Annotated in this window: 19 protein-coding genes and 1 pseudogene; 7 read left to right on the plus strand and 13 right to left on the minus strand. The window is 50.9% G+C overall.

Annotation, left to right across the window (positions count from 1 at the left end; translation table 11 throughout):
* Positions 1-11: 11 nt before the first annotated feature.
* Both gltD and PS053_RS11520 read left to right on the plus strand, forming a co-directional pair.
* Positions 12-1,430, plus strand: a complete 1,419-nt coding sequence (gene gltD / locus PS053_RS11515; protein ID WP_059235471.1) for a glutamate synthase subunit GltD — start codon at positions 12-14, stop codon at positions 1,428-1,430.
* A 183-nt stretch (positions 1,431-1,613) separates the two neighbouring features.
* Positions 1,614-1,982: pseudogene (locus PS053_RS11520) on the plus strand (DUF1016 N-terminal domain-containing protein); the annotation flags it as partial.
* A gap of 17 nt (positions 1,983-1,999) precedes the next feature.
* Here PS053_RS11520 and nanQ read toward each other — a convergent pair.
* The 11 genes from nanQ to zapE all read right to left on the minus strand — a co-directional run bounded on the left by nanQ (position 2,000) and on the right by zapE (position 11,302).
* Positions 2,000-2,464 (minus strand): N-acetylneuraminate anomerase, encoded by a 465-nt coding sequence (gene nanQ, locus PS053_RS11525; protein WP_256878797.1) that lies wholly within the window; start codon positions 2,462-2,464, stop codon positions 2,000-2,002.
* A complete protein-coding gene (nanK, locus tag PS053_RS11530; protein ID WP_149450054.1) occupies positions 2,461-3,336 on the minus strand; it encodes an N-acetylmannosamine kinase in 876 nt (291 codons plus the stop codon). The genes nanQ and nanK overlap by 4 nt, the downstream gene beginning before the upstream one ends.
* Entirely contained in the window at positions 3,333-4,022 is a 690-nt protein-coding gene (locus PS053_RS11535) for an N-acetylmannosamine-6-phosphate 2-epimerase (protein ID WP_000054236.1), read from the minus strand. Before PS053_RS11535 ends, nanK begins: the two co-directional genes overlap by 4 nt.
* A 46-nt stretch (positions 4,023-4,068) precedes the next feature.
* Positions 4,069-5,559, minus strand: a complete 1,491-nt coding sequence (nanT, locus tag PS053_RS11540) for a sialic acid transporter NanT (protein WP_000108488.1) — start codon at positions 5,557-5,559, stop codon at positions 4,069-4,071.
* A 109-nt stretch (positions 5,560-5,668) separates the two neighbouring features.
* Positions 5,669-6,562, minus strand: coding sequence for an N-acetylneuraminate lyase (nanA, locus tag PS053_RS11545; protein WP_000224714.1), 894 nt, complete (start codon positions 6,560-6,562; stop codon positions 5,669-5,671).
* A 122-nt stretch (positions 6,563-6,684) separates the two neighbouring features.
* The gene (gene nanR / locus PS053_RS11550) at positions 6,685-7,476 is read right to left on the minus strand and encodes a transcriptional regulator NanR (protein WP_000074794.1); all 792 of its coding nucleotides are present in this window, start codon (positions 7,474-7,476) and stop codon (positions 6,685-6,687) included.
* 107 nt (positions 7,477-7,583) lie between these two features.
* Complete coding sequence (gene sspB / locus PS053_RS11555) at positions 7,584-8,081, minus strand: ClpXP protease specificity-enhancing factor (protein ID WP_000366122.1); 498 nt, start codon at positions 8,079-8,081, stop codon at positions 7,584-7,586.
* 5 nt (positions 8,082-8,086) lie between these two features.
* Complete coding sequence (gene sspA / locus PS053_RS11560) at positions 8,087-8,725, minus strand: stringent starvation protein SspA (protein WP_000257293.1); 639 nt, start codon at positions 8,723-8,725, stop codon at positions 8,087-8,089.
* Positions 8,726-9,119: 394 nt separating this feature from the next.
* The gene (rpsI, locus tag PS053_RS11565; RefSeq protein WP_000829818.1) at positions 9,120-9,512 is read right to left on the minus strand and encodes a 30S ribosomal protein S9; all 393 of its coding nucleotides are present in this window, start codon (positions 9,510-9,512) and stop codon (positions 9,120-9,122) included.
* A gap of 15 nt (positions 9,513-9,527) precedes the next feature.
* Positions 9,528-9,956, minus strand: a complete 429-nt coding sequence (rplM, locus tag PS053_RS11570) for a 50S ribosomal protein L13 (protein WP_000847559.1) — start codon at positions 9,954-9,956, stop codon at positions 9,528-9,530.
* 218 nt (positions 9,957-10,174) lie between these two features.
* On the minus strand, positions 10,175-11,302 hold the full coding sequence (gene zapE / locus PS053_RS11575; protein ID WP_001190235.1) for a cell division protein ZapE: 1,128 nt from the start codon (positions 11,300-11,302) through the stop codon (positions 10,175-10,177).
* 193 nt (positions 11,303-11,495) lie between these two features.
* Here zapE and zapG point away from each other — a divergent pair, with 193 nt between their 5' ends.
* The 3 genes from zapG (at position 11,496) to degS (ending at position 14,572) form a co-directional block, all read left to right on the plus strand.
* Complete coding sequence (gene zapG, locus PS053_RS11580) at positions 11,496-11,894, plus strand: Z-ring associated protein ZapG (RefSeq protein WP_002460946.1); 399 nt, start codon at positions 11,496-11,498, stop codon at positions 11,892-11,894.
* 153 nt (positions 11,895-12,047) lie between these two features.
* Positions 12,048-13,415 (plus strand): serine endoprotease DegQ, encoded by a 1,368-nt coding sequence (gene degQ, locus PS053_RS11585; protein ID WP_010323300.1) that lies wholly within the window; start codon positions 12,048-12,050, stop codon positions 13,413-13,415.
* A gap of 89 nt (positions 13,416-13,504) precedes the next feature.
* Positions 13,505-14,572 carry an outer membrane-stress sensor serine endopeptidase DegS gene (gene degS, locus PS053_RS11590; RefSeq protein WP_000497700.1) on the plus strand — a complete coding sequence of 356 codons (1,068 nt, stop codon included), beginning with the start codon at positions 13,505-13,507 and terminating at the stop codon, positions 14,570-14,572.
* 63 nt (positions 14,573-14,635) lie between these two features.
* Here the strand turns inward: degS and mdh are convergent, their stop codons facing one another.
* The gene (gene mdh, locus PS053_RS11595; protein ID WP_001517183.1) at positions 14,636-15,574 is read right to left on the minus strand and encodes a malate dehydrogenase; all 939 of its coding nucleotides are present in this window, start codon (positions 15,572-15,574) and stop codon (positions 14,636-14,638) included.
* Between the two features lie 434 nt (positions 15,575-16,008).
* On the opposite strand from mdh, the gene argR reads away from it, so the two are divergent.
* Both argR and yhcN read left to right on the plus strand, forming a co-directional pair.
* Positions 16,009-16,479, plus strand: a complete 471-nt coding sequence (gene argR / locus PS053_RS11600; RefSeq protein ID WP_001257845.1) for a transcriptional regulator ArgR — start codon at positions 16,009-16,011, stop codon at positions 16,477-16,479.
* A 366-nt stretch (positions 16,480-16,845) separates the two neighbouring features.
* Complete coding sequence (gene yhcN, locus PS053_RS11605) at positions 16,846-17,109, plus strand: peroxide/acid stress response protein YhcN (protein ID WP_024164860.1); 264 nt, start codon at positions 16,846-16,848, stop codon at positions 17,107-17,109.
* 53 nt (positions 17,110-17,162) lie between these two features.
* On the opposite strand, the gene PS053_RS11610 is transcribed toward yhcN, so the two are convergent.
* Positions 17,163-17,435 (minus strand): barstar family protein, encoded by a 273-nt coding sequence (locus PS053_RS11610; protein WP_001029002.1) that lies wholly within the window; start codon positions 17,433-17,435, stop codon positions 17,163-17,165.
* Between the last annotated feature and the right edge of the window lie 254 nt (positions 17,436-17,689).

The raw sequence follows: 17,689 nt of genomic DNA on the forward strand, positions 1-17,689 counted from the left end.
GGGTAGCAACAATGAGTCAGAATGTTTATCAATTTATCGACCTGCAGCGCGTTGATCCGCCAAAGAAACCGCTGAAGATCCGCAAAATTGAGTTTGTGGAAATTTACGAGCCGTTTTCCGAAGGCCAGGCCAAAGCGCAGGCTGACCGCTGCCTGTCGTGCGGTAACCCATACTGCGAGTGGAAATGCCCGGTACACAACTACATCCCGAACTGGCTGAAACTCGCCAACGAGGGACGTATTTTTGAAGCGGCAGAACTGTCGCACCAGACCAACACTCTGCCAGAAGTATGCGGACGTGTCTGCCCGCAGGATCGTCTGTGCGAAGGTTCCTGCACCCTGAACGATGAGTTTGGCGCAGTAACCATCGGCAACATTGAGCGCTATATCAATGATAAAGCGTTCGAAATGGGCTGGCGTCCCGATATGTCCGGCGTGAAACAGACCGGTAAAAAAGTGGCGATTATCGGCGCTGGTCCGGCAGGTCTGGCGTGTGCGGATGTCCTGACGCGCAACGGCGTGAAAGCGGTCGTCTTCGACCGTCACCCGGAAATTGGCGGATTGCTGACCTTCGGTATTCCGGCCTTCAAGCTTGAAAAAGAGGTAATGACGCGCCGCCGTGAAATCTTCACTGGCATGGGTATTGAATTCAAACTCAATACCGAAGTGGGCCGCGACGTACAACTGGACGATCTGCTGAGTGATTACGATGCCGTATTCCTTGGCGTCGGAACTTATCAGTCAATGCGCGGCGGGCTGGAAAACGAAGACGCCGATGGCGTGTACGCGGCGCTGCCATTCCTCATCGCCAACACCAAACAGTTAATGGGCTTTGGTGAAACCCGCGAAGAACCGTTCGTCAGCATGGAAGGCAAACGCGTAGTGGTTCTTGGCGGCGGCGATACCGCGATGGACTGCGTGCGCACGTCTGTACGCCAGGGTGCGAAGCACGTTACCTGTGCCTATCGTCGTGATGAAGAGAACATGCCGGGTTCCCGCCGCGAAGTAAAAAACGCGCGGGAAGAAGGTGTTGAGTTCAAATTCAACCTCCAGCCGCTGGGTATCGAAGTGAATGGCAACGGTAAAGTCAGCGGCGTGAAAATGGTGCGCACCGAAATGGGCGAACCCGATGCCAAAGGCCGTCGCCGCGCGGAGATTGTTGCAGGGTCAGAACATATCATTCCGGCAGATGCGGTGATCATGGCGTTTGGTTTTCGTCCACACAGCATGGAATGGCTGGCAAAACACAGCGTTGAGCTGGATTCGCAAGGGCGTATTATCGCTCCAGCAGGCAGCGATAACGCCTTCCAGACCAGTAACCCGAAAATCTTTGCTGGCGGCGATATCGTCCGTGGTTCCGATCTGGTGGTGACCGCTATTGCCGAAGGTCGTAAAGCGGCAGATGGCATTATGAACTGGCTGGAAGTTTAATCCCTGCTCCAGCGCCGCCTCCTCAGAAAAGAGTCGGCGCTGAAATTCTCCTTTCGTTCTGGAAAGCGCCTCGCATAATCTGAAGAAAACCAATGTAATACGCACATCTGGATTGTTACCGGCAGATGCCCGGCGTATAGCTGATTCCATTATTCAACACTGCGCCATATGAAGGGACAGATAATGGAATCGCTCTCAGAAGGAACCACAGCAGGCTACCAGCAAATCCACGACGACATTATTCATCTGGTCGATAGCGCCCGGACGGAAACGGTACGTAGTGTTAACGCGTTAATGACCGCGACGTACTGGGAAATTGGCCGACGGATTGTCGAATTTGAACAAGGCGGCGAGGCAAAAGCGGCTTATGGTGCACAGCTGATTGATCGGTTATCGCAGGATTTAAGTCGACGGTATAAACGTGGTTTTTCTAAACAAAACCTACGTCAGATGAGAGTTTTTTATCTTTATTTTCAATACATTGAAATTCACCAGACAGTGTCTGGTGAATTCAAACAACAGGAGAATTGGCAGACACTGTCTGCAGAATCTTTAAATTGAACTAAGTTTTAAGCCATTAACTCAGACTTAACCTTCACCACCACCTTTTTAATCTCACCCGGCTCGCCAACAACACATCCCGGTTTATGCGGTTCTCCTGGCATAAATACGGCAAACATTCCCGGTTTCAGGATGATGGCTTGCTCGTTCTCAATGGTGCTGCAAAGCTGGTAATCATCCTCATGATGGAACTCTTCACAGTGGCGCGCAGTACCTGCCATGCCAAACAGAATCCGTTCCTCGCCGTTTAACAACAACTGAATATCAATGTACTGCTGGTGCAATTCGGCTTTTTTCTCAACGGGCGATTGAGTATTAAACGTCATAACATTCATAAAGATATTGTCGCCCTGTAATTCGTAACGGCCCGGTGTTTTTTCTTGCGGACTGGCGGCTAATGCCAGCGTTAACGCGTCCAGTAGCGCCGGAGGCAATCCAGAAGTCGGTAATGACTGTACTTCACCCATCATCATAATTTTTCCCCCTGGGCCAACAACGCAGCCCCAAGTAAACCTGCATCATGGCGATAGTGCGCCGCCAGTAAATCAACGCAAAATGCTGCTGGCTCCTGAGCGAGATACGTTTCCACCAGCGCCAGGTATCCTTCCGCCAAACCAACGCTGCCGCCAACCACCACACACTGGCAATCCGTTGTGGCTTTGATATCGGCAATCAATCTTGCCAACACGCGTGCAGAACGGTGAATCAGTTGCAGCGCTTGTTCGTCGCCCTGCCCGGCGCGCGTGAAAATGGTTTTCGCATCCGCGCCCATGAGTTCACCTTGCGCCGCCGCCGCAATGCCGCGACCAGAAGCAATCGCTTCCACGCAACCAGTACGCCCACAGCCACAGACTGGGCCGTGTGGATCGGCCAGCGTATGCCCGATATGACCCGCCAGACCACCAGGGCCGATCAGCAGTTTGCCGCCGCTGACCACACCGCCGCCAACACCAGTAGAAACAGTGATAAACACCATATCGGTTATATCGCCTTCCAGCGCCTGATACTCTGCCCATGCCGCAGCCTGCGCGTCGTTTATCGCAATGGTCGGCAAATTGGTAAGTTGTTCCAGCGTTTTAACTAACGGAAAGTGAAGCAATCCACCGAGATTACATGGATTCAGCGCCAGCAGGCTGCCGTCGCGGATAATCCCGGTTGAAGCGATAGCGACCTGCTGTGCCTGAGTCTGTAGCGGAGCAACTAACTCAGCTAAGGATTCACGCAGTGCTTCAGGAGTCTGGCTTGCAGGTGTCGGTAGCTCTTGGCGATCGCGGATCTGCCCGTCAGCGCCAATCAGCGCGGCGGCAAGTTTAGTACCGCCGATATCAATCGCCAGTGTGGTCATAGCACCGCCTTTTTCATCGCTGTGTTGTACCACTGACAAATGTGTTCAAGGCGCGTGATTGCAGAACCAACCGTCACCGCCCATGCGCCGTGGCGCATTGCGTCTGCTGCCTGGGCTGGCGTGTTGTAACGCCCTTCAGCAATCACCCGACATCCGGCGTCGCTCAACGTTTTCACCAGCGCCAGATCCGGCTCTTCCGGCGTTTCTGCCGTGGTATAGCCAGAAAGCGTGGTGCCGATAATTTCTGCGCCCAGTGTTTGACATGCCAGACCATCTTCTCGCGTTGAACAGTCCGTCATTGCCAACAAACCATGATGATGAATACGCGCCAGCAGCGTTTCAACAGGCACCGGACGCGGGCGTTCGGTACCGTCAATGGCGATAATATCCGCGCCCGCCTGCGCCAACGCATCGACATCTTCAATATAAGCGGTGATGCGTACCGGAGAATCTTCCAGATCGCGTTTCACAATCCCGATAATCGGCACACTCACTACCGCACGTGTGGCCTTCAGATTTGCCACACCTTCGATGCGAATGGCAACCGCCCCCGCCTGCTCTGCCGCTAATGCCATGGCGGCGACAATTTCAGGTTTGTCGAGCGGGCTGTCCGGCACCGGCTGACAGGAGACAATCAGGCCACCGTTAGCCGCGATTTTTTGATCCAGTTGTGCAAGTAACGACATATATCTTCCCTTAGCAAAAGGCCCGGTCCAGGACCGGGCGACAGGATTAACTTTTGGTTTTGACTAAATCGTTTTTGGCGCTGCCAAACGGCACGGCACCGCTAAAGGGTTTGCCGTCGATAGCATCATGAGTTCGCAATGCTTCCGGGCGCAACCAACGCTGAACACGGGATGGCATATCCAGGCCAATCAACAGGATCACCACAAATGTCAGACTGAACGAGAGCGATGCCAGCGCAGTACCCAAATCCAGACGTTGAGCGATCAATGCGCCGATGATTGGGGCCAGTGCGCCGCCCAATGCGCCAACGTTGTAGGTAAAGCCCAGCCCCGCCGCACGTTGGTCAGTATCGAAATAGCCGCCGATCAGTTTCGGCAAGATCCCGGCGATCCCTTGTCCAAGCATTTGCTGGAAGAACAGTAGCAAACCAAGCACCCAGACGTTTGCTCCGCCAATCGCAAATACCGGAATAATCAGCAGTTGCGAAGCCAGCAGACTGCAAACATAGGCTTTGCGCGTTCCCAACCAGTCACCGAGGAAACCACCGACACAGCAACCCACCGCCGCACCAAAGCCGCTAAAAAACAGCACATTGGCGACGGTATGCGGGTCATAAGCCAAATCGGTTTTCAGATATGTTGGCAGCAGCGCCTGAATCGGCCATGAGTAAAGAAACGCAAACAGTACAACGACCATCAGCATTACGCCTGTCGGCCAGCGTTTACCCGTACTCTGAACCATAAAACTGATAAAGATAGCGGCACATAACAACCCGAGAACCGCCACGATTGCGGCATTTTGCAGGTTACCGGCGAAGCAGAACCACAGCGCAGTCGCCGCTGCCAGCGTCATTACAATATTGGCGATACGATGTTCACCACGGTAGAGAATGTCCACCATGGTACGTACTGGTGCTTTGCCTGCGTGTTTTTCTTTCCAGTCTTCCGCTTCCGGGATGTTTTTCCGCAGCCAGAGGGCGAAGATGATCGGTAAGATGCCGATAAAGAACAGTGCGCGCCAGCCCCAGACCGGAACGACCAGGCTGTAGACTTGAGCAGCAACGACGGCCCCCACAGAGAAGCCGGAGATCAGAAAACCACTGGCTTTGTTACGCAGGTGTTTTGGCCAACTTTCAATAACATAGGTGGCGCTGGAACCGTATTCGCCAGCCATTCCCATGCCGATGACCAGACGTGCGATAAACATGGTGATGTAGCCGGGCGCGAAGCCACAAGCCAGAGTACCAGCAGAGAAGAGAACAATACTGGTGACCATTGCCAGTCGACGTCCGTAGCGGTCGCCCATGGCACCGAGCATCAGGCCGCCGAACCAACGAGAGATGAAAGCGGCAGAGATCAGGCTTGCCGCCTGCACCGTCGTCAGTCCAAATTCGCTTTGTACTTCAGTCAGTACAAGAGCGATTAAAACAAAATCAAAACCATCAAGCAGATATCCCAACCAGGCGGCAGAAAATGCGCGCCATTGTGCACGGTTGAGATGGCGATACCACGGGATATTTTGGGTCGTTGTACTCATTGTGAGTCTCCCGCTGTGGGCAATGCCCACACGCTTTGGTATGAACGTTGTAGGGTACAGATGCGTTTCTTTCCCCTCACCCGGTAGGGGGCGGGTGAGGGAAAAGAACTCACCCGCGCTCTTGCATCAACTGCTGAGCCAGCGCTTTCAGTTCTGGCAGATATTTTTCATCTACCGGACCAAACGGTTTGCGGCACAACGGCACAGACACCACATCCATATAATGCAGAACGGTTTTCAAGCCGCGGAATACGCCAGTTTTAATCAATAAATCAATGACTTTATTACATTCGGTTTGCAGCTTCTGCGCGGTCTGGATATCGCCTTCTTTCAGCGCCTTCACGATACCCTGATAACGCCAGCCCATGATGTTGTAGGTACTGCCGATACCACCATCAGCGCCCGCCAGCAGACCAGAGGCGAAGATTTCGTCGTAACCGTTATAGAGCACCAGATCTGGATGTTCGCGACGGATCTGTTCCATTTGATAGAGATCGCCAGAAGTCTGTTTCAGGGCACCGACACCTGGCAGCGTAACCAGTGTGTTGATCTGATCCAGAGTCAGTTTTACCCCGCTCAGAGCAGGAATGTTGTACACCACCATCGGCAAACCATCCGCCGAATCAATAATTGCCCGATAGTGATCGCAGTGTTCTTCGAAGCTGAAAGGATAGTAGAACGGCGTGACGGCGGAGACGGCATCGAAACCATAACGTTTGGCAGATGCCGCAAGCTGTTGGCTTTCGGCGGTGCTGACGCAACCTACGTGGGCAATGAGTTTAATCTTGCCTTTCGCCTCTTCGGCGACGATTTCCAGTACCTGTTCACGCTCGGAAAGACTTTGTACAAAGGCTTCGCCGGTCGAACCACCCACATATAAACCGTCGATGCCCTGCTGAATATTGAACTGAACCAGGCGACGCAGACTCGCTTTATCCAGTGCCTGTTGTTGGTCAAAAGGAGTCAGGAGTGCGGCCATTACGCCACGTAAATTCGTTGCCATAAATACCTCTGAAGTGATGCTTGTCTGATAAAACGATATACCTTTATACCTGTTATACCAGATTAAATTAGCAACACTCCATACAGAAAGCTTATAATGCGATCTGCTTCACTAAAGTGGCATTATTTCTTTTTGTTGGTCGCCTGGCCGAAGGCGTGCCAGGTGGCAGAAACGCTGTTGAGATGCGATTGCAACGCGCGATCGGCTTCATCGGGATCGTGACGGCGGATCGCGTCAACGATCGCAATATGCTGTTGATAGCTAACGTTGTTATGCTCGTGCAGTGCCTGATCGGTCACCGTCGGACGCGCGGCAATCAACCAGTCGAGCAGGGCAACGTGAATTGCCATAAAGATCGGATTACCCGGGATTTCCGCCAGCACACGATGAAAATCAACGTCTGAACGAATAAACGCGGTGTTGTTATCCAGCGACTGACTGTTGATTTCCAGCGCCTTTGCCAACCGATCAATTTGCTCATCGGTGGCATGTTCCGCCGCATAACGCACCAGGCTGGATTCAAAGAACAGACGTAACTGTTCGAAATGGGCTATCCCGCCAGGATGAGAAAGGAAATCTTTCGCCATACCGGACAGCTCACCAATGATGGTATCCGCAGAAGGACGTGAGACGCGAGCGCGTTCACCGTTATTGATTTGTACCAGACCTTTGCGCTTTAACGCCGCCAGCGCTTCACGTACCGAAGGACGCCCGACATTAAAGAACGCCATGAGTTCGCGTTCAGACGGCAGTTGCTCCCCTTCGCCAAACTCACGACGACGGATCATCTGCTCCAGCTCTTCTTCCACCATTTCGGAGAGTTTTTTACGCGCCAGCGGACGACGACGTAAGTTGCGACCGATAGTAGCCGGAGAATCTTCTGCTTGCGGATCAAATGCGTTCATAGGGCTCATTCTGGAAAATGCGTTAGCGAATAATAACGAAGTTATCGTAACACAGTATCAAAATCAGGCGAAAAGATGACAGATAGCAAAACAGGCCGCATGGGCCTGTTTTTATTTTACTTCACGACGCGTAATGCCGGACGACCACCTCGTGGCGGCGGTGGCGGTTCATCATCAGGATGATGGTCATCATCGTGATCTGGCTTGTCACCATCAATGACCGACATAACGGTTTCATTGTCTGCTGATGCCCCTTCATCATTCATGATGCTGGCATCTTCTTCGTAGGCGGCTTCAGGCTCAAACATCGTGCCTGCACCATTTTCCCGGGCATAAATTGCCAACACGGCAGCCAGCGGCACAGCAACCTGACGAGGAATACCGCCAAAGCGCGCGTTAAAACGAACTTCGTCATTCGCCAGTTCCAGATTCCCTACCGCACGCGGCGCAATGTTGAGTACGATTTGCCCATCGCGCGCATATTCCATAGGAACCTGCACGCCAGGGAGCGTCACATCCACCACCAGATGCGGCGTGAGCTGGTTATCCAGCAACCACTCATAGAATGCACGCAGCAGATAGGGACGACGTGGTGTTAGCTGTGACAAATCCATGCAAATTAACTCCGACCCAGACGCATTTCACGTTCTGCTTCAGTTAAGGAAGCAAGGAAAGAGTCGCGCTCAAAGACACGGGTCATATAGCCTTTCAGCTCTTTCGCCCCCGGGCCGCTGAACTCGATGCCCAGTTGCGGTAAACGCCACAGCAGCGGGGCAAGGTAGCAATCGACCAGGCTGAACTCATCGCTCAGGAAGTACGGCTTCTGACCGAAGACTGGCGCAATGGCCAACAGTTCTTCGCGCAGTTGCTTACGTGCGGCATCCGCTTCAGAGGCTGAACCGTTGATGATGGTGTTCATCAACGTGTACCAGTCTTTTTCGATGCGGTGCATATACAGACGGCTTTCACCACGAGCTACCGGGTAAACAGGCATCAACGGCGGATGCGGGAAACGCTCATCCAGATATTCCATAATGATGCGAGATTCCCACAGGGTCAGCTCACGATCCACCAGGGTCGGAACGCTCTGATTCGGGTTGAGGTCAATCAGATCCTGAGGCGGATTGTCCTTTTCCACGTGTTCGATCTCGAAACTTACACCCTTTTCAGCCAGCACGATGCGGACCTGATGGCTATAGATGTCAGTAGGACCGGAAAACAGCGTCATTACCGAACGTTTGTTGGCAGCGACAGCCATGAAAACCTCCAGGTATAGTCAGAATTTTTACTGCTACCAGCCACCGGGTGGCCAGTCAGAAGTTGAGTTACCCAATGTAGAACTACTCTCATTGTTCGAAAATCAAACAAAAAATGAGCAATACCCGACATTTGGGCAGAAAATTGGATGATAGTTTACCAGATTTTACGACCTTTGTGGTGAGTCGATGTCGGAAATGGGGAAAAAGAGATGCGCTTTAGTCTGAAATAGTTGACTTAATCCCTTATCAACGATGTTGTTTTTGTTTTACCTGCCTGTCAGACGGCAGCAAAAAGCGCGTTTGCTGTTTTGATGTGGATTCAGGTTTTAGCCATAAAAAAACCCGCCGAAGCGGGTTTTTTCGCAAATTGTATTCTGCCAGAGCAGAAAGCAATTAACGTTTGGAGAACTGCGGACGACGGCGTGCTTTACGCAGACCGACTTTCTTACGTTCAACCTGACGAGCGTCACGAGTAACGAAGCCAGCTTTACGCAGTTCAGAACGCAGGGACTCGTCGTATTCCATCAGAGCGCGGGTGATACCGTGACGGATCGCACCAGCCTGACCAGAGATACCACCACCTTTAACGGTGATGTACAGGTCCAGTTTCTCAACCATGTCGACCAGTTCCAGCGGCTGACGAACTACCATGCGGGCAGTTTCACGACCGAAGTACTGTTCCAGAGAACGTTGGTTGATGACGATTTTACCGTTGCCCGGTTTGATGAAAACGCGAGCTGCGGAACTTTTGCGGCGACCAGTGCCGTAGTATTGATTTTCAGCCATTGCCTATAATCCCGATTAGATGTCAAGAACTTGCGGTTGCTGTGCCGCGTGGTTGTGCTCGTTACCCGCGTAAACTTTCAGTTTACGGAACATAGCACGACCCAGTGGGCCTTTTGGCAGCATGCCTTTAACCGCGATTTCAATCACACGCTCAGGACGGCGGGCAATCATCTCTTCAAAGGTCGCTTGTTTGATACCACCGATGTGGCCGGTGTGGTGATAGTACACTTTATCAGTACGCTTGTTGCCAGTTACAGCAACTTTGTCAGCGTTCAGAACGATGATGTAATCACCGGTATCTACGTGCGGAGTGTATTCCGCTTTGTGCTTACCGCGCAGGCGACGAGCCAGTTCAGTAGCCAGACGGCCCAGAGTTTTACCGGTCGCGTCAACAACATACCAGTCGCGTTTTACGGTTTCTGGTTTAGCTGTAAAAGTTTTCATTAAAAGCTTACCCAATAAATAGTTACACGTTGGTGAACACCCAAACGTCTTCAATTGTTGAGGTTCACACGACAAAGTCCGGCAAACCTACCCCTTCGAATAGCCTATGCCAGCACACAAAAAGTTCTGGGAAAAAAACTTTCTTGTAACGTGGGGTCGCAGGATTATAGAGAAGTCAGGGTCAAAGATCGACCCCTTTTTGTGATTTGTGGCAGGTTTTACCCCGCCAAATGCTCGCGCTTCAAATACTCTTCGCTTTGCATTTCTTGTAAACGCGACAGGCAACGCTGGAACTCAAATTTTAACCGCTCGCCTCTGTAAATCTCATATAAAGGCACTGCCGCGCTCACCACCAGCTTGACGTGGCGTTCGTAAAACTCATCCACCAACGCAATAAAACGCCGGGCTTCACTTTCCATAAGCGACGTCATGACCGGTACATCAAACAACATCACGGTGTGAAACAGGCGTGAAAGCGCAATATAGTCATGTTGGCTACGGGCGTCGACGCATAGCGTAGCAAATGACACAGCCAGCGTCTGATTCTCAACGCCCATTGTCGCCAGCGGTCGGTGATTGATTTCCAGCAATGGGGATTTTTCTCGCTTTGCCCCCGCCAGCGCCAGCCACAGTTTATCCATCTGTTCGCGCGTTTCATCATTGAGCGGAGAAAGCCACAGATGCGCCTGAGTGAGTGTACGCAGTCGATAATCAACACCGGCGTCCACGTTCATGACATCACAATGCTGTTTAATAGCATCGATTGCAGGCAAAAAACGCGCGCGTTGCAGGCCGTTGCGATAAAGCTCATCCGGCGGAATATTTGACGTTGCGACCAACGTTATTCCGCGAGCGAACAGGGCTTTCATCAGGCCGCCCAGTAGCATGGCGTCGGTAATATCAGAAACGAAAAACTCATCAAAACAGAGCACGTCAGTTTCTGCTTTAAAGCGATCGGCAATAATTTCCAGCGGGTCGGTCTGCCCCTGTAATGCAGTCAGTTCTTCATGCACGCGTAACATAAAACGGTGAAAATGCAGGCGTTGTTTCCGCTCACCCGGCAGGCTTTGATAGAAAAGGTCCATCAGCCAGGTTTTCCCGCGTCCCACCCCGCCCCACATATATAAGCCACGCACCGGTGTACTGCTTACCTCTTCGCGTTTACCCCACAATTTACCGACTCGCGCCATTAATCCACCCGTCCTCGCAACTGGCGGCGTGCTGCTGATTAATTCCTGGTAGATAATCTCCAGCCGACTGACGGCCTCTTTTTGTACGTCATCGGGTTGATGGCTGCCCTCATTGAGGGCCTTCAGATATTGCGATGTTGGGGTAGCGCTTTGCATGATCTTATTGTTATTCCTTGAATAATCGGTGTGCCGTTGTTCACGGTTGACGAAAAAAAGGCCGTTCTACACTACGCGATATGCTGTCGGGATTCCACTTCTGTGGAATTAACGGTTATAGTGGCATAATCAGCCGCAGGCATGGAGCCTGAAGCCAACACCCTACGGAAACAAAAGACAACGGGAGATGTTCATGACCTGGGAATATGCGCTAATTGGGTTAGTCGTCGGCATCATTATTGGTGCTGTGTCCATGCGTTTTGGTAATCGTAAACTACGCCAGCAACAGGCGTTGCAGTACGAACTGGAAAAGAATAAAGCTGAACTGGACGAGTATCGCGAAGAGCTGGTTAACCACTTTGCCCGCAGCGCGGAATTACTGGATACCATGGCGCACGACTATCGCCAGTTGTATCAACACATGGCGAAAAGCTCCAGCAGCCTGCTGCCAGAACTGTCTGCGGAAGCCAACCCGTTCCGTAATCGTCTGGCCGAGTCCGAAGCCAGCAACGATCAAGCGCCGGTTCAAATGCCGCGTGACTATTCTGAAGGCGCATCCGGCCTGCTGCGTACCGGTGCAAAGCGCGACTAATTTATTTTTCGGGCGCAGTCGTTGCGCCCTCCTCTTATCTCCCTCCCCGACTATCATTTAATTTGGCGTCTCATTGTTAGCCGTCTGAAAATTCAATAACATCAAACTGTTTTGAATCTCTTTTCTTATCATTCAGGTACGAGAGCAGGAATAATGAAAAAACAAACCCAGCTGTTGAGTGCGTTAGCGTTAAGTGTCGGGTTAACTCTCTCGGCGCCATTTCAGGCCGTCGCGTCGATTCCCGGTCAGGTTGCCGGCCAGCCTCCACTGCCCAGCCTGGCCCCGATGCTGGAGAAAGTGCTTCCCGCAGTGGTGAGCGTTCGGGTTGAGGGGACAGCCAGTCAGGATCAGAAAATCCCGGAAGAATTCAAAAAATTTTTCGGTGATGATTTACCGGAGCAACCGGCACAACCTTTCGAAGGTTTAGGCTCCGGCGTCATCATCAATGCCAATAAAGGTTATGTGCTGACCAATAATCACGTAATTAATCAGGCACAGAAAATCAGTATTCAGCTCAATGATGGGCGAGAGTTCGATGCAAAGCTGATTGGCGGCGATGACCAGAGCGATATCGCCCTGCTACAAATCCAGAATCCAGGCAAATTAACGCAAATCGCTATTGCTGACTCTGACAAACTGCGCGTTGGCGATTTTGCTGTTGCAGTCGGTAACCCGTTTGGCCTCGGGCAAACCGCCACCTCCGGGATTATATCTGCATTAGGTCGCAGTGGGCTGAATCTCGAAGGCCTGGAAAACTTTATTCAAACTGATGCCTCCATTAACCGCGGTAACTCCGGTGGTGCGCTATTAAACCTTAACGGTGAACTAATCGGCATCAACACCGCAATCCTTGCCCCCGGCGGCGGCAGTGTGGGGATTGGTTTTGCCATCCCCAGTAATATGGCGCGAACTCTGGCGCAACAACTTATCGACTTTGGTGAGATCAAACGCGGTCTGTTAGGCATCAAAGGCACGGAGATGAGTGCCGATATCGCCAAAGCCTTCAACCTTGATGTACAGCGTGGCGCGTTTGTCAGCGAAGTGCTGCCGGGTTCCGGCTCGGCGAAAGCGGGCATCAAAGCGGGCGATATTATTACCAGCCTCAATGGCAAACCACTTAACAGTTTTGCTGAATTGCGCTCCCGCATCGCAACTACCGAACCAGGTACGAAAGTGAAACTCGGCCTGCTGCGTAACGGCAAGCCGCTGGAAGTGGAAGTGACGCTCGATACCAGCACTTCTTCGTCGGCCAGCGCCGAGATGATCACACCAGCGCTGGAAGGTGCGACCCTGAGCGATGGTCAGCTAAAAGATGGCGGAAAAGGAATTAAGATCGATGAAGTCGTCAAAGGTAGTCCTGCGGCTCAGGCAGGTTTACAAAAAGACGATATAATCATTGGCGTCAACCGCGATCGAGTTAACTCAATTGCTGAAATGCGCAAAGTACTGGCGGCAAAACCGGCCATAATCGCCTTGCAAATCATACGTGGCAATGAAAGCATCTACCTGCTGATGCGTTAATGTCGTAAACCGGGCATCAGGCTAATGTGTGATGTCCGGTTGACTCGTGATATGCTGCTGCCGTTCCCTTTTTTAACGATGCCTCCATCATGTTTGTGAAGCTCTTACGTTCCATTGCGATCGGATTAATTGTCGGCGCTATTTTGCTGGTGGCGATGCCTTCGCTACGCAACATTAATCCGCTTTCCGTACCGCAATTCGACAGTACCGATGAGACGCCTGCCAGTTATAATCTGGCGGTTCGCCGCGCTGCGCCAGCGGTGGTTAACGTTTACAACCGCGGTTTGAACACAACTTCGCACAACCAGCTTGAGATCCGCACATTGGGATCCGGCGTAATCATGGATCAACGCGGTTACATCATCACCAATAAACACGTTATCAACGACGCCGATCAGATCATTGTCGCCTTGCAGGATGGTCGGGTTTTCGAAGCATTGCTGGTTGGCTCGGACTCTCTGACCGATTTGGCAGTGTTGAAAATTAACGCCACTGGCGGCTTACCAACGATTCCAATCAATCCACGCCGCGTACCGCACATTGGCGATGTGGTGCTGGCGATCGGTAACCCGTACAACCTCGGGCAGACCATTACCCAGGGGATTATCAGTGCCACCGGGCGAATCGGCCTGAACCCGACCGGGCGACAAAACTTTCTGCAAACCGATGCCTCTATAAACCACGGTAACTCCGGCGGTGCGCTGGTTAACTCGCTAGGCGAACTGATGGGTATTAACACGCTGTCATTTGATAAGAGTAACGATGGTGAAACGCCGGAAGGGATCGGTTTTGCCATCCCCTTCCAGTTAGCGACCAAAATTATGGATAAACTGATCCGTGATGGACGAGTGATCCGTGGCTACATTGGCATTGGTGGGCGCGAGATCGCTCCATTACATGCGCAGAATGGCGGCATGGATCAATTGCAAGGGATCGTGGTTAACGAAGTGTCGCCTGATGGCCCGGCGGCAAATGCAGGTATTCAGGTTAATGATCTGATTATCTCGGTGGATAACAAACCCGCCATCTCGGCTCTGGAGACAATGGATCAGGTTGCAGAAATTCGCCCTGGCTCAGTGATTCCAGTCGTGGTGATGCGTGACGATAAACAGTTAACGTTGCAGGTTACTATTCAGGAATATCCAGCGACGAATTAATATCGGCGTTAAAAGCAAAAAAACCGGAGTCTGTGCTCCGGTTTTTTGTTATTCGTTAATTCATTACTTATTAACGAACTCTTCGCCCAACGCGATATCTTTCTTCAGCGTATCCAGCATACCTTCCAGCGCGTTCTGTTCAAATGCGCTCAGGGTGCCGATAGATTTACGTTCTTCCACGCCATTTTTACCCAGCAACAGCGGCTGAGAGAAGAAACGTGCGTACTGACCATCGCCTTCAACATAAGCACATTCAACAACGCCTTTTTCGCCCTGCAATGCGCGAACCAGAGACAGACCAAAACGGGCTGCGGCCTGACCCATCGACAGGGTTGCAGACCCGCCACCGGCTTTTGCTTCAACCACTTCCGTGCCCGCGTTCTGGATACGTTTGGTCAGATCTGCGACTTCCTGCTCGGTAAAACTGACGCCAGGAACCTGTGACAGCAGCGGTAGAATAGTAACGCCAGAGTGACCGCCAATAACCGGCACTTCTACATCACCCGGTTGTTTACCTTTCAGTTCCGCGACAAAGGTGTTGGAACGAATAATATCCAGCGTAGTAACGCCAAACAGCTTGTTTTTGTCATAAACACCGGCTTTTTTCAGCACTTCCGCAGCGATAGCCACAGTGGTGTTAACCGGGTTAGTGATAATGCCAATGCACGCTTTCGGGCAAGTTTTCGCAACTTGCTGAACCAGATTCTTTACAATACCGGCGTTAACGTTAAACAGGTCGGAACGATCCATACCCGGTTTACGCGCTACACCCGCAGAAATCAGTACTACATCTGCGCCTTCCAGCGCTGGAGTAGCATCTTCACCAGAAAAACCTTTTATTTTCACAGCAGTAGGGATATGGCTCAGGTCGACAGCCACACCGGGAGTCACTGGAGCGATATCATACAGGGAGAGTTCTGAACCTGAAGGCAGTTGGGTTTTTAACAGTAATGCAAGCGCCTGGCCAATACCGCCAGCAGCGCCGAGGACTGCGACTTTCATCCTAAACTCCTTATTATATTGATAAACTAAGATATGTTGCTCCGCTGCCGCGACCTTAATCCACAAATTCGTCGTTTACAATGACCACTTCTCAAGAATGTGTAGTCACGCAAGTTTAGCGTTTATGCATTTAATTGACGTAATCAGGAAGCTAATTTACGTAATTAACAGCCTCTTATGCATTAGAGCAACATTCCAACAGGTGGTGACAATATACCCTACCGTTTAGCCAAAACAATATCAATTTGATAACAATCAGTTTACTTTTAAGCGAAATTTACACACCGTGACACAGGCATGTTTCTCAATAACGAAATTTGATAAAATTCCGCTCTTTCATAACATTATTTCAGCCCTCTCCAGGGCAGACTGTTTGCATAAAAATTCATCTGTATGCACAATAATGTTGTATCAACCACCATATCGGGTGACTTATGCGAAGCTCGGCTAAGCAAGAAGAATTAGTTAAAGCGTTTAAAGCGTTACTTAAAGAAGAGAAATTTAGCTCCCAGGGCGAAATTGTCGCCGCATTACAGGAGCAGGGTTTTGACAATATTAACCAGTCCAAAGTCTCGCGGATGTTGACGAAGTTTGGTGCTGTACGCACCCGCAACGCAAAAATGGAAATGGTTTACTGCCTGCCTGCAGAATTAGGTGTACCGACCACTTCCAGCCCGCTGAAAAATCTGGTGCTGGATATCGACTACAACGATGCTGTCGTTGTGATTCACACCAGTCCGGGCGCGGCACAGTTGATTGCACGTCTGCTGGACTCACTGGGTAAAGCAGAAGGTATTCTCGGCACCATTGCTGGTGATGACACCATCTTTACCACCCCTGCGAACGGTTTCAGCGTCAAAGACCTGTACGAAGCGATTTTAGAGCTGTTCGACCAGGAGCTTTAATCTCTATCCCGTCGCTATTGGCGGCGGGAAAATCCCGCCGTTCCCTCTTAACCGCCTTCCGCATCTCCCTGCGATTCATTTAACGAATAGTGCGTTTTATCGCGACATATTATTCACATAGTGAATACTTAATATCGATAACGCACATTTTGCAAAAATCCATATGCCATTGAAATAATTAACATTTATTTTATGCCGCTCGTTTTTTAATTCTTTTCTGTTATAAAAATCAATATTTTTAACATTTAGTATCAACTGAAACAGTTAGCGTGGTATTAATTAGAGCAATAATTAGTGTATACTTGATTTTGTGATATGGGTCACGAAACAAAGGCCCAGCTAAAAGATTATGTCGAGGTGAAAATCATGAAAATCAAAACCGCTGTTACTGCATTAAGTGTACTTTCTGTTCTTTCTTTCGGCGCATTCGCTGCCGACTCCATTGATGCTGCCCAGGCACAGAATCGTGAACTAATCGGTACTGTATCCGTCAGCGGTGTAGCGTCCTCTCCAATGGATATGCGTGAAATGCTGAACAAAAAAGCAGAAGAGAAAGGTGCAACGGCCTACCAGATTACTGAAGCTCGCAGCGGTGATACCTGGCACGCTACGGCAGAATTGTACAAGTAAACCCCAACCGTCTGTCCGACGATATTGCCCCCGGTTCGGGGGCTTTTTTTGCGCTAATGGCGCACATTAAAACGCAAATGCCCTTCCAGCTCTTCTTCCGCCTCATCAAACAGCAATATTAACGCCCCAAAACGCCGACGCGTTTTCTCCCCCAGATGAACAAATTCGATCTCCAGTGGTAACGGCAGGACATCATTCATTAATACATCCCACAGTGAGTCGAGATCGCTCACTTGTTCTTTCGCCAGACCAAAGGTTTGATTAAAGTCGCGATAGAAATCGTCCTGACTCTCGATCTCATCAAAATCAAAGGTATAGATATTCATCTGTTACCACCGTCACGTTTCGCGGCCAGTTCAGCCGATCATCGCTAAGTATAGACATGAAAAAACCGACGCTTTTGGCGTCGGTTTCAGAGTGCTGACAACGTGCGCTTTGTTCATGCCGGATGCGGCGTGAACGCCTTATCCGGCCTACCAGGGTGTGCAAATTCAATATAATGCAATTCCCTTGCAGGCCTGATAAGCGTAGCGCATCAGGCAATCTGGAGTCTGTCTGCAATATCAACCGACACCTTTTA

The organism is Escherichia albertii (assembly GCF_028622335.1).
Taxonomy (GTDB): Bacteria; Pseudomonadota; Gammaproteobacteria; order Enterobacterales; family Enterobacteriaceae; genus Escherichia; species Escherichia albertii.

What these genes read in the sequence shown, in the direction of transcription:
- gltD (WP_059235471.1), top strand. Translation starts at nt 12, where the DNA reads ATGAGTCAGAATGTTTATCAATTTATCGACCTGCAGCGCGTTGATCCG.
- nanQ (WP_256878797.1), bottom strand. Translation starts at nt 2,464, where the DNA reads ATGATGATGGGTGAAGTACAGTCATTACCGACTTCTGGATTGCCTCCG.
- nanK (WP_149450054.1), bottom strand. Translation starts at nt 3,336, where the DNA reads ATGACCACACTGGCGATTGATATCGGCGGTACTAAACTTGCCGCCGCG.
- PS053_RS11535 (WP_000054236.1), bottom strand. Translation starts at nt 4,022, where the DNA reads ATGTCGTTACTTGCACAACTGGATCAAAAAATCGCGGCTAACGGTGGC.
- nanT (WP_000108488.1), bottom strand. Translation starts at nt 5,559, where the DNA reads ATGAGTACAACGACCCAAAATATCCCGTGGTATCGCCATCTCAACCGT.
- nanA (WP_000224714.1), bottom strand. Translation starts at nt 6,562, where the DNA reads ATGGCAACGAATTTACGTGGCGTAATGGCCGCACTCCTGACTCCTTTT.
- nanR (WP_000074794.1), bottom strand. Translation starts at nt 7,476, where the DNA reads ATGAGCCCTATGAACGCATTTGATCCGCAAGCAGAAGATTCTCCGGCT.
- sspB (WP_000366122.1), bottom strand. Translation starts at nt 8,081, where the DNA reads ATGGATTTGTCACAGCTAACACCACGTCGTCCCTATCTGCTGCGTGCA.
- sspA (WP_000257293.1), bottom strand. Translation starts at nt 8,725, where the DNA reads ATGGCTGTCGCTGCCAACAAACGTTCGGTAATGACGCTGTTTTCCGGT.
- rpsI (WP_000829818.1), bottom strand. Translation starts at nt 9,512, where the DNA reads ATGGCTGAAAATCAATACTACGGCACTGGTCGCCGCAAAAGTTCCGCA.
- rplM (WP_000847559.1), bottom strand. Translation starts at nt 9,956, where the DNA reads ATGAAAACTTTTACAGCTAAACCAGAAACCGTAAAACGCGACTGGTAT.
- zapE (WP_001190235.1), bottom strand. Translation starts at nt 11,302, where the DNA reads ATGCAAAGCGCTACCCCAACATCGCAATATCTGAAGGCCCTCAATGAG.
- zapG (WP_002460946.1), top strand. Translation starts at nt 11,496, where the DNA reads ATGACCTGGGAATATGCGCTAATTGGGTTAGTCGTCGGCATCATTATT.
- degQ (WP_010323300.1), top strand. Translation starts at nt 12,048, where the DNA reads ATGAAAAAACAAACCCAGCTGTTGAGTGCGTTAGCGTTAAGTGTCGGG.
- degS (WP_000497700.1), top strand. Translation starts at nt 13,505, where the DNA reads ATGTTTGTGAAGCTCTTACGTTCCATTGCGATCGGATTAATTGTCGGC.
- mdh (WP_001517183.1), bottom strand. Translation starts at nt 15,574, where the DNA reads ATGAAAGTCGCAGTCCTCGGCGCTGCTGGCGGTATTGGCCAGGCGCTT.
- argR (WP_001257845.1), top strand. Translation starts at nt 16,009, where the DNA reads ATGCGAAGCTCGGCTAAGCAAGAAGAATTAGTTAAAGCGTTTAAAGCG.
- yhcN (WP_024164860.1), top strand. Translation starts at nt 16,846, where the DNA reads ATGAAAATCAAAACCGCTGTTACTGCATTAAGTGTACTTTCTGTTCTT.
- PS053_RS11610 (WP_001029002.1), bottom strand. Translation starts at nt 17,435, where the DNA reads ATGAATATCTATACCTTTGATTTTGATGAGATCGAGAGTCAGGACGAT.